At 40.9% G+C, this 14,151-nt stretch carries 9 protein-coding genes; all 9 read left to right on the forward strand.

All coding sequences use genetic code 11. From position 1 onward, the window contains the following. Nucleotide 1: 1 nt before the first annotated feature. The 9 genes from T325_RS12205 (at nt 2) to T325_RS12245 (ending at nt 13,677) form a co-directional block, all read left to right on the forward strand. Complete coding sequence (locus T325_RS12205; RefSeq protein WP_036914428.1) at nt 2–1,750, forward strand: O-antigen ligase family protein; 1,749 nt, start codon at nt 2–4, stop codon at nt 1,748–1,750. 53 nt (nt 1,751–1,803) lie between these two features. Beyond that, nucleotides 1,804–3,270, forward strand: coding sequence for a TolC family protein (locus T325_RS12210; RefSeq protein ID WP_036914432.1), 1,467 nt, complete (start codon nt 1,804–1,806; stop codon nt 3,268–3,270). Nucleotides 3,271–3,273: 3 nt separating this feature from the next. After that, nucleotides 3,274–4,389 (forward strand): efflux RND transporter periplasmic adaptor subunit, encoded by a 1,116-nt coding sequence (locus T325_RS12215; protein ID WP_051949888.1) that lies wholly within the window; start codon nt 3,274–3,276, stop codon nt 4,387–4,389. A gap of 5 nt (nt 4,390–4,394) precedes the next feature. Further along, a complete protein-coding gene (locus T325_RS12220) occupies nt 4,395–7,415 on the forward strand; it encodes an efflux RND transporter permease subunit (RefSeq protein ID WP_036914434.1) in 3,021 nt (1,006 codons plus the stop codon). Continuing rightward, on the forward strand, nt 7,412–10,459 hold the full coding sequence (locus tag T325_RS12225) for an efflux RND transporter permease subunit (protein WP_036914437.1): 3,048 nt from the start codon (nt 7,412–7,414) through the stop codon (nt 10,457–10,459). Before T325_RS12220 ends, T325_RS12225 begins: the two co-directional genes overlap by 4 nt. Nucleotides 10,460–10,920: 461 nt before the next feature. Beyond that, nucleotides 10,921–11,166 carry an NVEALA domain-containing protein gene (locus tag T325_RS12230; RefSeq protein ID WP_036914440.1) on the forward strand — a complete coding sequence of 82 codons (246 nt, stop codon included), beginning with the start codon at nt 10,921–10,923 and terminating at the stop codon, nt 11,164–11,166. Nucleotides 11,167–11,246: 80 nt separating this feature from the next. Beyond that, the gene (locus T325_RS12235; protein WP_036914443.1) at nt 11,247–12,332 is read left to right on the forward strand and encodes a hypothetical protein; all 1,086 of its coding nucleotides are present in this window, start codon (nt 11,247–11,249) and stop codon (nt 12,330–12,332) included. Between the two features lie 4 nt (nt 12,333–12,336). Next, nucleotides 12,337–12,918 (forward strand): hypothetical protein, encoded by a 582-nt coding sequence (locus T325_RS12490; RefSeq protein WP_051949889.1) that lies wholly within the window; start codon nt 12,337–12,339, stop codon nt 12,916–12,918. Nucleotides 12,919–12,990: 72 nt separating this feature from the next. Continuing rightward, entirely contained in the window at nt 12,991–13,677 is a 687-nt protein-coding gene (locus T325_RS12245; RefSeq protein WP_036914446.1) for a DUF4369 domain-containing protein, read from the forward strand. Nucleotides 13,678–14,151: the final 474 nt, after the last annotated feature.

A 14,151-nucleotide genomic window follows, 5' to 3' on the forward strand; every position in this document is an offset into this window, starting at 1 on the left:
TATGTTGGAAATAATACGTAACCCAGAAGATAAGATCATCAGAGTTGGCATTGTTTTGATGCTAATGCTAACCACTGTAATGTCTGTTGAGATGAGATGGATGGAGTGTGATATTTGGATCTTCTATGGTATTCCAGTACTCCTTTTTCTCGGATTTATCATGTTAATCTGGAAAAAGCAAAGATTTGATTGTACTCTTACAGATGTAATTGTCGCCATTTGGTTTGTTTTTTATGTGGGCAGGACATGGATTGGTAATGAATGGCCATGTCAGATGGAGTTTTTAAAAACAACAGAATTATTTTTGTTATATGTGGGACTTCGCATAACTTTTCATGGGACGAAGATATCGGCTTGGGTATTGATTGGTTGTATTCTTGTTTTCGGATGCTATGAGGCATGGCTTGGTGTGTCGCAGATGTATGGCGATGATATCAGTCGTCATAATCTATATGCCTTTACTGGCAATTTCCTGAATCCAGGCCCTTATTCAGCATACCTAATGATAGGTGTGGTTGTAGGATTGGGGGCCTTAACGTATATCCCTGACAAAGCACTTGTGTATGCTGTTCCAAAGTTTGTACCCATGAAAGTTGCAGCTTTCGTCAAGGGCATTACATGGAGACATTTGGTTACAACGGCTGTATTAATAATGGCAATGATGCTCCCGGCTACTTGGAGCCGGGCAGCATTCCTGGGAGTGGCTGTGGTATCTCTGTTCATTTTCAGGGATAGGTACTGGAATTATAGATATTGGGTTTGGGGGACTATTGCATTGGCAGGAATTGCATTTTATTTTATAAAGCAAGGATCTGCTGATGGCAGATTGATTATATGGAAGTCTGCACTAACCACATGGATTGATACTCCTTGGCTTGGTGTTGGCATTGGCGGTTTCTATCATGCCTTTGCTGAAGGCGTTGCTCAACTATCCACTTCTGATATGGATTTCTCTTCTGCCGATGTTCCTGATGGTGCATATAATATTCTGCTGAAGATTATAGTTGAGCAGGGAGTTATTGGAGGATTGATTGCTATTTGCTTTGCTGCAGTAACTTTAAAAAGACTTTCAAAGAATAGTAAGCCTCTATTTTGGGGAATTGTAGCGTTACTGGTGTTCGCAATGTTCTCATATCCTTTTGACTTGTTGCCATATAAGGTGATTGCTGTGTTGGTTGTTACTTGGAGCGAGTCCGTTGATGGAAAAAGATTGTTTGAGATGGGCAGAGTAAAGGCTTTTCTATTGTGTATACTATTGGGCTTTGCGAGTTGGCAAGCAGGAGGAATTGCAAATAGTAGCTACAAAATAGAGAACGAGAACTCTATGGCGCTCGGTTTAAGTAACTTTTATTCTATAAAAAAAGGGTATGAGTGGTTTGCCTCAGAAAGTGATAATCATGAGTTCTTGTTTGCTTTTGGTAAAAGGCTACGTGAGGAAGGCAGATATAATGATTCTAATGCTGTTCTTCGCCAAGGTACAAGGTGCTGCGCAGATCCTATGTTCTATGTACTTATAGGAAATAATTACAAGGATATGAAATATTATGATCTGGCAGAACAGGCATATAATAAGGCTTTCTCTGTGATGCCGAATCGGCTATATCCATTATATCAGCTCATGTTGCTGTATCATGATAGTGGGAACGAGCCCAAGACACAGGCTATGGCAAAACGGGTAATAGAGATGATGCCAAAGATTGAATCCCGTGCCACAAGGGATATGAAGAAAAAAGCAAAAGAGTTATTATAGATTATAATTGTTTTTATTATCTTTGCAAACAAAATCAGTTTCGGCGAAATAAAATGAATAAAATCGGGATTTGTATTATAGGATTGTTGATGGGGAACTGCTATATAGAAGCCCAGACACTGACTCTTACTGATGCGATAAAGATTGCACAAGAGAACTCTCTTGACGCCCAGATTGCCCGTTTCTCATTTATGAGTAAGTATTGGCAGTATCGTTCTTTCAAGGCAGAACTGCTCCCGTCTGTCAATCTTGGCGGGACGTTGGGCAACTTCAACCACTCTGTGGTTGAGACGCGTGATTTTGAGAGTGGCCGGGTCAACCAGGTGAATAATAACACGATGGCAAATTTCCTAACACTCTCACTGGATCAGAAGATTGCAGCCACAGGCGGTACCATCTCCCTTCAGTCGTATCTATATCGTTTGGATCAGTTTGACTATAAGGAAAAGAACTATAACTCCCAGCCTCTCCGCATAAGTTACACACAGGGGTTGCGTTCGTTCAATTCTCTGAAGTGGGAAAAGAAGACTGCTCCTGTTGAATATCAGATTGCAGAACGCAATTATATTAGTGCTATGCAGGATGTAACGATCAAGGTGACATCGCTTTTCTTCAATGTTCTTGCTACTCAATCAGATTACAAGCAAAGTCTTGCTACCGTAGAGGACCGTGAACGTCTTTACGAAATCTCCAAGAATAGACTGAACCTTACCACTACCACAAAAAGCGAAGTTCTCCAGATGGAACTTTCCTTACTTAATGCCCGAATGGCAGTAAAGAAGAACAAGATAACTCTTGATGAAGCCATGTATGACTTATTTTCATATCTTCGTTTAGCGGATTATGAAAATGCAGATTTACTTCCTCCATTTACTATTCCTGATATTCTTATAAGTACTGATGATGTTCTTCAGAAAGCAATAAATAATTCGTCACATGGTCTTGATCAAAAACTTCAGATACTTGAAGCTCAGAAAGCTCTAGCACAGGCTAAGGCTAATAAAGGAATACAAATGACTTTAAGTAGTGAGGTCGGATTTTCCCAAACAGGGAATACATTTGGGGCAGCTTACAGTCATTTGATGGATAATGAGATAATAGGTTTGTCTTTATCATTACCTATTTTTGATTGGGGCGTGAGCAAAGGCAAAGTAAAGATGGCTCAAGCACAACTTGATATGGTTAAGACCCAGCTAGAGCAAAGTCATTTGGATTATGTCCAGAACCTACGTAAGAAGGTGACACAATTCAATGTTCAACCAACCCAATGCAAAGACGCTCTTCGTGCTCAGGATATAGCCGTCGAACGATACGAGATAACCCGTAAACGTTATGAAGCCGGTGCCGTCTCTGTTACAGAACTCAATACGGCTCAGCAGGAAATGGAATCTGCCAAAGCGCAGTATATTAGTCAGTTATCTTCTTTTTGGAATGACTATTATACACTCCAAAAAGCTACATTGTACGATTGGAAAAACAAAAAAGATCTGATTGTGGATTTTGAATCTCTAATAAAATAAGATATGAACAAGAAAATTATAAAGATTACGATTTCTTCTTTCGTTAGTGTGCTACTGTTGTGTTGTGTTGCATACGTTGTCTATGCTTTGACGCACAAGAAGGAAAGAGAGAATAACGCTACAAATATTGCAACTATGGAGCAGACGGTTGTAGAGGTTGATACCATGGTGCTATGTAAGCAGACTTTCCAAAAGCAGATATTATGTAATGGTAAGTTGGTGGCAATCCATCGCGCAGAACTGATGTGCCCAAAGGTTGGTGAGTTGTTGAAAAGCGTCAATGTGAAGAATGGTCAGCGCGTGTCTGCAGGAATGGTACTTGCCGTGGCTGATACACGTGAGATGAGCACTGCATTGGAGAAAGCAAAGCATGATTTGGAAAAGGCCAAAGTGGATCTTCAGGACAAACTCATTGGTCTTGGTTATGATGCTGATGCCAAGAATGTACCTACCGACATTCTGAAAAAGGCAGAAATGACGTCTGGCTATTATTCTGCCCAGTATGCCCTGAAAACCGCCGAGACTTCACTTGCCGACTGTCGGTTGATTGCCCCTTTTAGCGGAAAGATTGCCGATCTCGTTGCCCGTCCTCATCAGCGTGGGGATAAGTTCTGTACGCTTATCGATGATTCCTTCTTTGATGTCGAGTTCAAAGTTCTTGAATCAGAACTTACATCCGTAAAGATTGGTACTACGGTCAAAGTTTCTCCATTCATTGACGAAAGCATTGTATTGAACGGAACAGTGGCAGAGATAAATCCCACCATAGATGAGAAAGGTCTTGTGACAATCAAGGCAAGAGTGAAGAATAATTCTGATAGGCTTCTTGATGGGATGAACGTAAAAGTAATCATAGAGAACTCTGTTCGTGACATGTTCGTTGTGCCAAAGGAAGCTGTAGTGGAGCGTGACGGATATCATGTGGTTTTTGTATATGACAAGGAAACGCATCGTGCTATATGGACATATGTAGATGTCCTATACAGCAACCTGTCAAGTTTTGCCATCACTGGCTGTGAGAAGAAACAAACAACGGTTAACGTAGGTGATATTATCATAACATCAGGCAATCTAAATCTTGCAGATGATACTGAGGTGGTGATTTCATCAGATAATTAACAACTATGCTAAAGACACTTCTACACCGCCCGATAGCCGTCACAATGTCTTTGGTTGCCATCGTGACACTTGGTGTGCTTGCATTTCAGCGAATACCAGTTTCATTGATGCCTGATATAGACGTACCCCGTATTGTGGTACAAATGTCGGCACAAGGAAGCTCTGCTCGTGAGATAGAGCAACAGATTGTCAGTCCAATGCGTCAACAGCTCTCACAGGTCGCAGGACTGAAAAGCATTGAATCAACATCACGAACCGATGCCGGTGTCATAACTTTGACTTTTGATCCTGGCAGTAATATGAGTCTGCTCTTCATTGAGGTTAATGAAAAGATAGACCGTGCTATGAGTTATTTACCGAAGGAAATAGAACGTCCTAAGGCAATGAAGATTGGTGCTATGGATATTCCTGCCTTCTATGTGGATGTTACTGGCGGAAAGCCAGAACAGACGAGCCGACTGGTGAGAAATGTCATCAGCAAACGTGTAGAGCAGTTACCAGAGGTTGCTATGGTTGACTATAGCGGCATGGTGGGTACGCAGATCACCATATTGCCAGATGAACTGAAAATGCAAGCTCTCGGTATATCCAACTCTGATATAGAAAAGGCAATCAATGATAATAACATCGTACTTGCAGCACTAAGTGTACGAGATGGTATTTATCGCTATAGTATACATTTCGATTCTCAGGTTGTATCTGTTCGCGATATTGAGGAAATCTACCTACAGATAGAAGGTCGTCTGTTACAGTTGAAAGATATCTGCAAGGTTGAAGAATCTGCTGCAGAAAGAAAAGGTATTGTGACATCAGACGGCAATAACGCCATCACAATGGCTGTGATAAAACAGAGCGATGCGCAGATGAACAGTCTGCAAAATAGAATTGATACACTGATGTCGGATTTAGGCAAGGACTATCCAGAACTGAAGTTCAATATCACTCGTGACCAGACGAAACTTCTTTCTTATAGTATGAACAATCTGGAATGGAACCTTGTGCTTGGAATCATTATGGCAAGCGTGGTTTTATTCCTCTTTATCGGTGGATGGAGGTTGCCGTTGCTTGTAGTTATCTCAATACCTCTCTCACTGATACTTACACTGCTCTGCTTCTATCTGATGGGAATATCACTCAACATCATATCTTTATCAGGACTTATCCTTGGTGTTGGTATGATTGTAGATAATGCCATCATCGTTATTGACAACATAAGACAGAAAGGAAAAGCAACCGATGAAAATATTATCAATGCCGTAAAGGAGGTCATCATGCCAATGCTTTCTTCAGTGCTTACAACCTGTTCCGTTTTCATTCCCCTGATATTCCTTAGCGGAACGGCTGGCGCACTCTTCTATGATCAGGCAATGGGCATATCAATTGCACTTTTCTGTTCATTGGCTGTTGCCGCATTGGTCGTACCTGTATATTACTTCCTTCTATGCAAGAAGCACAAGGCGATATCTGAGAATGCTAACACCAAAACAGACAAACTCAACGCACAGCTTACTCATTACTATGAGTATGGGATGAGATTCACTCTTCGTCATGGCAAGCAGATGCTCATGTTCTTTTCTTTTTGCATAATTATTATCGTTGTATTGTTTCCATTCCTTCGAAAAGAACGCATGCCGGAGATTGCTCATGACGATGCCCTTGTAACCATAGATTGGAATGCAGGTATCACTCCTGAAGAAAACAACCGCAGAATAGCCGGATTATTAAGAGAGGTAAAGCCATTTATAGAGACCTATACAACAATGGTGGGTAGTCAGGATTTTGTCTTGTCGCATACCAAGAACATCACAAGCAGTGAAGCTGTGTGCTATTTGAAATGCAAGTCGACAGAGGATCTCAACGATGCTACGGAGAAGATGCGCGAGTACATAGGAAAGCATTATCCGAATGCAAAGATAGAGACTGAGCTTGCTGCTAATATCTTTGATATGATATTCTCAACTGAGGAACCAGATCTTCAGATTCGTCTGCATAAGCGTGACGGAGGCAGACCTGCCGTAGAACTTACCCGTATGGTGACAGATTCACTTCGCACGCGTTTCCCTCAACTTGGAATCCAGCCAGTCTCTACTGAGGCATATATGAAATATACATCTGATGCTGAGCAGATGGCATACTACAAGGTCAGTTACCAACAACTATACTCCCGACTAAAGGAATTGCTTGGCACCAACAGTATCTATGACATCAACAGCGGTGGTGAGAGCGTACCTGTTATTATCGGCAGTAACAGTAAAGATGCAAAGGTACTGTTGAGCAATACTATCCGTAATACCGACGATATAGATATTCCTATCTCATACCTTGTCAAAGAACAGCGTGCTGATGACTATAAGTATTTATATGCAAGTGACGAAGGCGAGTTCTCCACTGTCAATATAGAAAAGGCCGAGGATAGTGAAGTGAAAGACGTCATGTCATACGTCATATCATTAGTAGATAATGAAAAAAACAGCAAACTTCAGGCTTCATTCGTGGGGAGCTATTTCTCCTCACGCACTATGATTGGTGAGCTTATCATGGTACTCGTGGTAGCGCTTCTGCTTCTTTATTTCATCCTTGCAGCACAGTTTGAGAGTCTGATTCAGCCAATGATTATTCTCGTGGAAGTAGTGGTTGATGTTGCCTTGGTACTGTTTGCCGTATGGGTGGCAGGTGAATCGCTTAACATCATGACCATGATTGGTATGGTGGTGATGTGCGGTATCATTATCAATGACTCCATTCTAAAGGTTGATACTATTAACCGACTATATCGCAGCGCGGGGAACCCCCAGAAGCACACTCTGCTTAAAGCTATCATGATAGCAGGTCATCGTAGGTTGAAACCAATCGTCATGACTTCCCTCACCACAGTACTTGCCATCGTACCATTCCTTCATCGTGGTGATATGGGGTCTGCTTTGCAGTTCCCCCTGTCGTTTGCTATTATCGTAGGTATGATAGTCGGCACAATGGTGAGTCTGTTCTTCGTCCCCTTAGTATATTATATTCTATATCGTAAATGATGAAGCATAACTTTAGCATACTTTTGGTAATGTGCATCCTGATGGTCATTGGGGTGGCTCTTACACCACGTTTGGACATCAGCAACGAGCCACGTCCAGAGCAAGGTAAGACACTTACCATCACATATTTGTGGCAGAATGCCTCGGCTAAAGTTATAGAACAGAACATCACATCACGCATTGAGGCTGCAGTAAGTGTAGTGAAAGGCGTAGAGAAGGTTTCATCTGTGAGCGAATTTGGTTCTGGTCGCATCACCGTAGAGATGAAGCCAAAGGCAAACGTATCTTTAGCGAAGTTTGAGATTGCATCTATTCTTCGACAACTTCGTCCAAAGCTGCCTGAAAAGATGTCCTTCCCTGTAGTAAGTGGTGGAGAGGTTGATGCGTCAAGAGCTGATGACAATGAGGTGAAGCTGATACTGACATATCAGTTGAATGCCGATATGTCGGAAGAACAGATTAAGCAACTTGCAGAGAAAGACACAAAACAAATTATCGAGCGAATAGATGGCGTAAACAATGTTCATGTGTCAGGTACGAAATCACACTATATGGAGATTACGTATGATATCAATGAGATTGCTGTATATGGACTTACCAATAATGACATTGTTGAAGCCGTCAAGAACTTCGCAGGTCGCGAGGATGTCATAGGAGAGACAACAACAGATAATGGCCGTATAACCATTCCGCTTATCCTTACATCTAAAGGCAACGGCAAGGCTTTTGAGCAGATGCCCCTACGCACTATAGATGGTAAGATCATATACTTGAATAACCTTACTACCTGCAACATTCGTGAGAAACAGCCAGAAAACTATTATCGCGTCAACGGAATGAACTCGGTATATGTCAATGTGTATTCCGACAAGGATGCCAATGTGATTGGAGTGTCAGGAAAGGTGAAGGACGCTTTGGAGAATGCTAAGAACTCATTTATGACAGAGCATTCCACACTCACATACGACCGTGCAGAGATACAGATGAAGGAGTTTCGTACCTTGTTATTCCGTTCATCACTCACGCTTGCTATCCTCCTATTGTTTGTATGGCTTGCTGGTGGAAGAAAATGGGCATATATTGGTATTATCGCCACAGCCCTGCTTGCAAACATTCTCATTGCCGTATTATTCTACTGGCTCTTTGACATTCGTCTGCATCCTATGTCTATGGCTGGTATAACAGTTTCGCTTGGTATTATTATCGACTCCACCATCGTGATGGTGGATCACTATGGTTACTACCGCAACCGAAAGGCTTTTATAGGCGTTCTTGCTGCCATGCTCACAACAATAGGCTCGTTGGTCATCGTATTTTGGTTACCTGATTTTTTGAGGCACGATCTGAAGGATTTCTCTGTCGTTGTGATAATTAACCTTGCTACGGCAATCGTTGTGGCATCAATATTTGTTCCTGCTTTGATAGAGAGGTTTAAGTTTTTCAGTAGAAAGGGCATAAAGAAAAGAACCATACACGTACGTTCTGTTGTGGTGTTCTCACGTATCTATCAGCGATATACAGGATGGTGCCAGCATCGCTTAGGACGTTGGGCACTTCTTTTCGCATTTATCTTGTTTTTTGCTGGTTCGTTATATTTATTTGTGGCATGTCTTGACTCGAATACATATCGTCCTAAGAAACCAAGGACCGTACTTCATATCCGTGGTCAGATGCCTTTGGGTGGCAGTGCTCAGGAACTCAATGAGAAGATAAAAAAGGTTGAGGCATTTCTGATACAGTACAAAAAAGAAATCAAGCGTTTCGAGACTTCAATAAAGCATGGAAACGGTTCTATTGATGTGGATTTCACAGATGAGGCTCTACTTACAAGTTTTCCATATGTTCTTGAGAACAGAGTTATTGGCAAACTCATGTCTATAGGTGGTGTTGACTGGGCTACGTATGGCGTCAGCGAGCGTGGATTCAGTAACTCACTTCATTTTGTATATCGCTCCAACTATCTTCAGATTTCAGGATATGACTATGTGCGTCTTTATTCCTATGCAGAACAGATCTATCGTGAATTACGAAGTAACCCCCGTGTGTATGATCTTGTTATCCATACTCCGAAACAAGAGGATCAGCCGAATGAATTTTACATGGAATACGACAAACGTGCTTTGGCGTCAGCAGAACTAAGTGCTCATCATGTTTATTATTCCTTGAGGAATATCCTTTCAGAGGATGATGCAGAAAAGATAGATATCACTTCTGACAGAAAAATGCCTGTTGTGGTGCGTCCAAACACAAAGGAGGCGTTTGATGAATGGCAGTTACGCAACTCATATATCAAGGTGGATGATAGAGATGTTCGCCCATCTGGGTTTATGGATATCAACATACGTGAAGCAAAGAATATTATTCCGCGCGAAAATCAGGAGTATATACTTGAATTAGCTTACAATGTCGTAGGCTCTGGTAACTATTCAGAGAATTTGATGAAGCGTACTAAAGATAAGTATAATAGCCTTTTCCCCGTCGGCTTCCGTTGTATAGATAAGTCTTGGGGGACATACGAAGACGAAGGCACTCAATACTGGCTCATCGGACTTGTTGCCATTATCATATTCTTCATAATCGCTATACTATTTGAGAGCCTTATGCAGGCATTGGCGGTCGTATTGCTAATCCCTGTCTCATTCATCGGCCTCTTCCTGACGTATTACATCACTGGTGTGCCTTTCGGAACTGGTGGTTTTGCTGCTATGGTTCTTCTTGCCGGACTTACTGTTAATGCTGGTATCTACATTATCTGCCAGAATAATAACCAACGTGAGACACTGATGATGCCTGCCAGCTGGGACAAGAAAAGAAGACTTAAGATTTGCAGCAAGAGATATGTAAAGGCTTTCAATCACAAAATCATTCCAATCCTTCTTACTATTCTCTCTACTGTATTAGGAATGATACCTTTCCTCATCGACGGCCCTGACGACCAGCCCTTCTGGTACTCGCTTGCCGTAGGAACTATTGGAGGCTTGATATTCAGTGTCGTGCCTATATTCTTGTTTCTTCCAAGCGTACTGAGGTTGGAAAAATCATAATACTCATCAGCCAGCTCAACGACACAATACAACAGCATCCGCATATCGCCAAAGTGAAAGAAAAAGCAGAAAAACGTCTGAAGTGAACAACACCCCACCACCTAACCTTTTCTGCTGAAACACCTTTATATAAACAGAACTTCAAGGGTTAGGTGTTGCTAAAACACCTAACCCTCCAAACCTCCTTTATACAAAGGCGTCACGGGAAGAAAGGTGGTCCTTCGATATTGTTTTTCTGAAAAAAGAAGAAAAGTGTGTAGTATTTTCGACACTTTGTCGTATAACAGGTAGAAGTGAAATCGCTAACAGAGACTGAGATCGTAAAGGCCGTCTACAAAGGACAGTCAGAGGGGCAAGCCCAGATGACTGCATGCTGCCAACCGACATCAGAAACAAGCAAACGGAGGATGCCGAAAATCCGTAACTTAGAGTAGGCATGTAAAACTAACTTTATTATTAAAATGAAAAAAAAAGTATTAAAGACAATGGTTGCTGCTGTTTGTGTAGTAGCCGCAGGTGTGGGTGGTATGAAAGCGTATAACAACCAGTCAGAGGAAAATGTGCTTCTTGCAGAAAATGTAGAGGCACTAGCAAAGGAGAAAAAAGCTGAGGTGATTATTGATACCATATGTAGGTATGAGAAAGGCGAAAACTGTTATCTTGGTGGCGGATGGAGGGCTAAAAATGCTATACGCACAGTCGACTAAATAACAACACATGAGGTTTTGCGTCCATATATATTTATGTGTGGATGTAAAACCTCTTTCTATATATATTTTATGATAGTATGAAAACCAAAAATTTGATTACAATTCTAATTGGCATCGCATCCTTATTCTCCTGTTCTAACCAAAATGATGCAGTAAATGAAGTTTCCCTCGAAGGACAACTTGTAAAAATGGACATAAATGAGGACAAATGGCCAAAATGGATGTTGGGGGACTATATCTATGCCAGAGATCATGACTTTAACCTTCATCTGGGGAAACTGACAAAAACAGAATGGCAGAAAACAGAGAGAGTTTTTGTATGTGGACAAGGGCACAATGAATTTGGATTAATGGCCCTATCACAAGATAATAAAGGGGCATTATATGTTTTGGACCTTCCAGTAGAGGGAGCAAAATTATTCTCACTTACAATAATTCGGCATCCAGACAATGTTGCCACTATTAAGAACCCAACAAATTGGGAAAAGTATGACCTTAGACAATTGCCTCCTTTCTTGCAGAATGGTGATACATTCGTAGTCTTATCCGACTCCACTATTCTCGTGACGGGAGCACCTGCAAACGATATGCACCACGTATTATCTGTCATCAATTTTAAATCTCTGACAGTCACACCTCTGGACTATTGGCCAGAAGATGATACACCAGAGAACCTGACAGAGGAGAAATGGATTACATATACCAGTGGTAGTGGTATTAAAAGTAATGGTAAAGACAGATTCCTTTATTGGGATAATTCGGGGAAACTTGCTTTCATATTTACTATTGATGGCGCAAAAACGAATATATTAAGCCATATCTATTCCGATCGTCTTCCTATTCCGGGAATTGATAAGACTCCATCAACAGAAAGTATACATTGCTGCGCAGATAATGACAGGATTTATTTGCTTTATATGAATTCCAACAGCAAAGGAGAGAAAATAGAAAAATTTGACAGGAAAGATCCATTTCCTATGGGTAACACTGTCGAGGTGTACGACTGGGACGGCGTAAAGCAACAGGTTATTCATCTTGATAAATTGGGAAAAGTAATCATGTTGTCAAAGGATAGCAAGACCCTTTATCTTTATTCTAGATATATGCAGGATGGATCAGATCCATATATTTACTCATACGATTTGAATACTCTAAAACCATAATAGAATGAGAAAAATAGGTTATATCCTGTTATTTGCAATGGGATGTTATATTATAACTGCATGCAATTCAGGTAAGGCAGAAGTACAAGAAACGGTGGAGAAAATGCAATCGTCTGCAATAACTGTTCCTTTTGAACGTATGGAATGTTGGGCCAGCGATTCTACCTTAAAAGAGTCGCCCTGGAATAAAGCAAAATTGAAACTGGTTCATTATGTTGATTCTGCTACTTGCTCCTCTTGTTATCTGCAAAAGGTTGCAATAAATAAGCTCTTATTTAACATGGAAACATTGTCAGATAATGAATTCTATAATATTTTTATTATAAATCCTGACAATAAAACAAAGAATAAGCTCAAATCTAAATATCTGGAAAGGCTGATACCTCAGACTATATTTGTTGATTCTACAAATGTCTTTATAGAGGCGAACCCTAATATACCGCCAGAGTCCATGTATCACACGTTTCTGCTTGATGAGAGCAACAAGGTGGTTCTCGTTGGTAACCCTATGCTCAATAAACAAATTGAGGCAATGATGCTATCTATTGTAGAAAAAAAGTTGGGAAGAAAGCTAGGTGAGTCTTAATGGTTTCTATTGTAATATTACTGCAAGAACTGCAGTATCATAATATAAATACATCAATTATAAAACCAAGCAATGAATAAGAAAACCATTATCACTGTCCTCTTAGTCCTTACAGCAATAACAGGGCAGGCACAAGCAAAAACCTTCTCTGTTCACGGAGACCTCACTACTGTCGCCCAGACACTATTAAAGCAAGGCGTTAGTTTCGATTCCGTTACCATCATAAACCCTGCGACCAGTGAAGTTGTTGCAAAACAACCTATACAAAACGGAGAGTTTACAATCAACGGTACATTTGAAAACACCTTTTATGCAGATCTCATTATATGGAACTCATCCGAAGTTAATGGGGAGAGAAAGCAGAAGAGTTCAAAAATGCCGATTATCATTGAGTCAGGTGATATCGAGTTTGATGGAAACAACAAAATTGCAATTATTCGCGGAACGACACTCAACGAAGTGTTATATGAAGCAATATCTAAACATCAAGCCCTAGATTACGGCAAGATCCTTGAAAAAGCCATCATCCAACACAAGGATGATGCAGTATCAATCCCCTTACTGCTTCTTTTAGACGACACCCTGCCGGAACCAAAGACGTTGCTGACACTTATCAGCCAGCTCAACGACACAATACAACAGCATCCGCATATCGCCAAAGTGAAAGAAAAGGCAGAAAAACGTCTGAAGCGAACAACACCCCACCACCTAACCTTTTCTGCTGAAACACCTTTATATAAAAGGAATTTCAAGGGTTAGGTGTCTTAGAAAGAGGTAACCCACACCTAACCTATCACCTAACCTTTTCTCTGATTATCCTTTGGTTAGGTGTTGGGTTAGGTGTTGGGGCAACACCTAACCCTCCAAACCTCCTTTATACAAAGGTGTCACGGGAAGAAAGGTTAGGTGGTTAGGTGAAAAGAGAAAAAACATTTGTGACGGACTAAGAGATAGATGGGAAGTAAGCAAAGTCATAGTTTGTCGTAATGAAACTACCAGTTAGGATAGTCCAAACTCGGAGTAAAGATAGGGTTTGAACGGCATAAACTTAGCCTTTAGCATAACGAAAGTGGAGATAATTAGCCATTATTTTGTTTCATCTTGTTTCATTTTGCTTCATTTTGCTTCAGTGAAACAAGATGAAACAAATTTTTCTTGGTTAAAAAAAACAATTAGCTTACTTTTGCAGCGCAATTGCAATGAGTTTTATACTATAAATATGATATGAAAAAA

Origin of the sequence: Prevotella sp. FD3004 (assembly GCF_000746155.1) — a bacterium.
Taxonomy (GTDB): domain Bacteria; phylum Bacteroidota; class Bacteroidia; order Bacteroidales; family Bacteroidaceae; genus Prevotella.

Excerpts from the sequence above, each read along its gene's own strand:
- T325_RS12490 (WP_051949889.1), top strand. The coding sequence starts at position 12,337 with ATGAGAAAAATAGGTTATATCCTGTTATTTGCAATGGGATGTTATATT.
- T325_RS12205 (WP_036914428.1), top strand. The coding sequence starts at position 2 with ATGTTGGAAATAATACGTAACCCAGAAGATAAGATCATCAGAGTTGGC.
- T325_RS12245 (WP_036914446.1), top strand. The coding sequence starts at position 12,991 with ATGAATAAGAAAACCATTATCACTGTCCTCTTAGTCCTTACAGCAATA.
- T325_RS12225 (WP_036914437.1), top strand. The coding sequence starts at position 7,412 with ATGATGAAGCATAACTTTAGCATACTTTTGGTAATGTGCATCCTGATG.
- T325_RS12215 (WP_051949888.1), top strand. The coding sequence starts at position 3,274 with ATGAACAAGAAAATTATAAAGATTACGATTTCTTCTTTCGTTAGTGTG.
- T325_RS12210 (WP_036914432.1), top strand. The coding sequence starts at position 1,804 with ATGAATAAAATCGGGATTTGTATTATAGGATTGTTGATGGGGAACTGC.
- T325_RS12220 (WP_036914434.1), top strand. The coding sequence starts at position 4,395 with ATGCTAAAGACACTTCTACACCGCCCGATAGCCGTCACAATGTCTTTG.
- T325_RS12235 (WP_036914443.1), top strand. The coding sequence starts at position 11,247 with ATGAAAACCAAAAATTTGATTACAATTCTAATTGGCATCGCATCCTTA.
- T325_RS12230 (WP_036914440.1), top strand. The coding sequence starts at position 10,921 with ATGAAAAAAAAAGTATTAAAGACAATGGTTGCTGCTGTTTGTGTAGTA.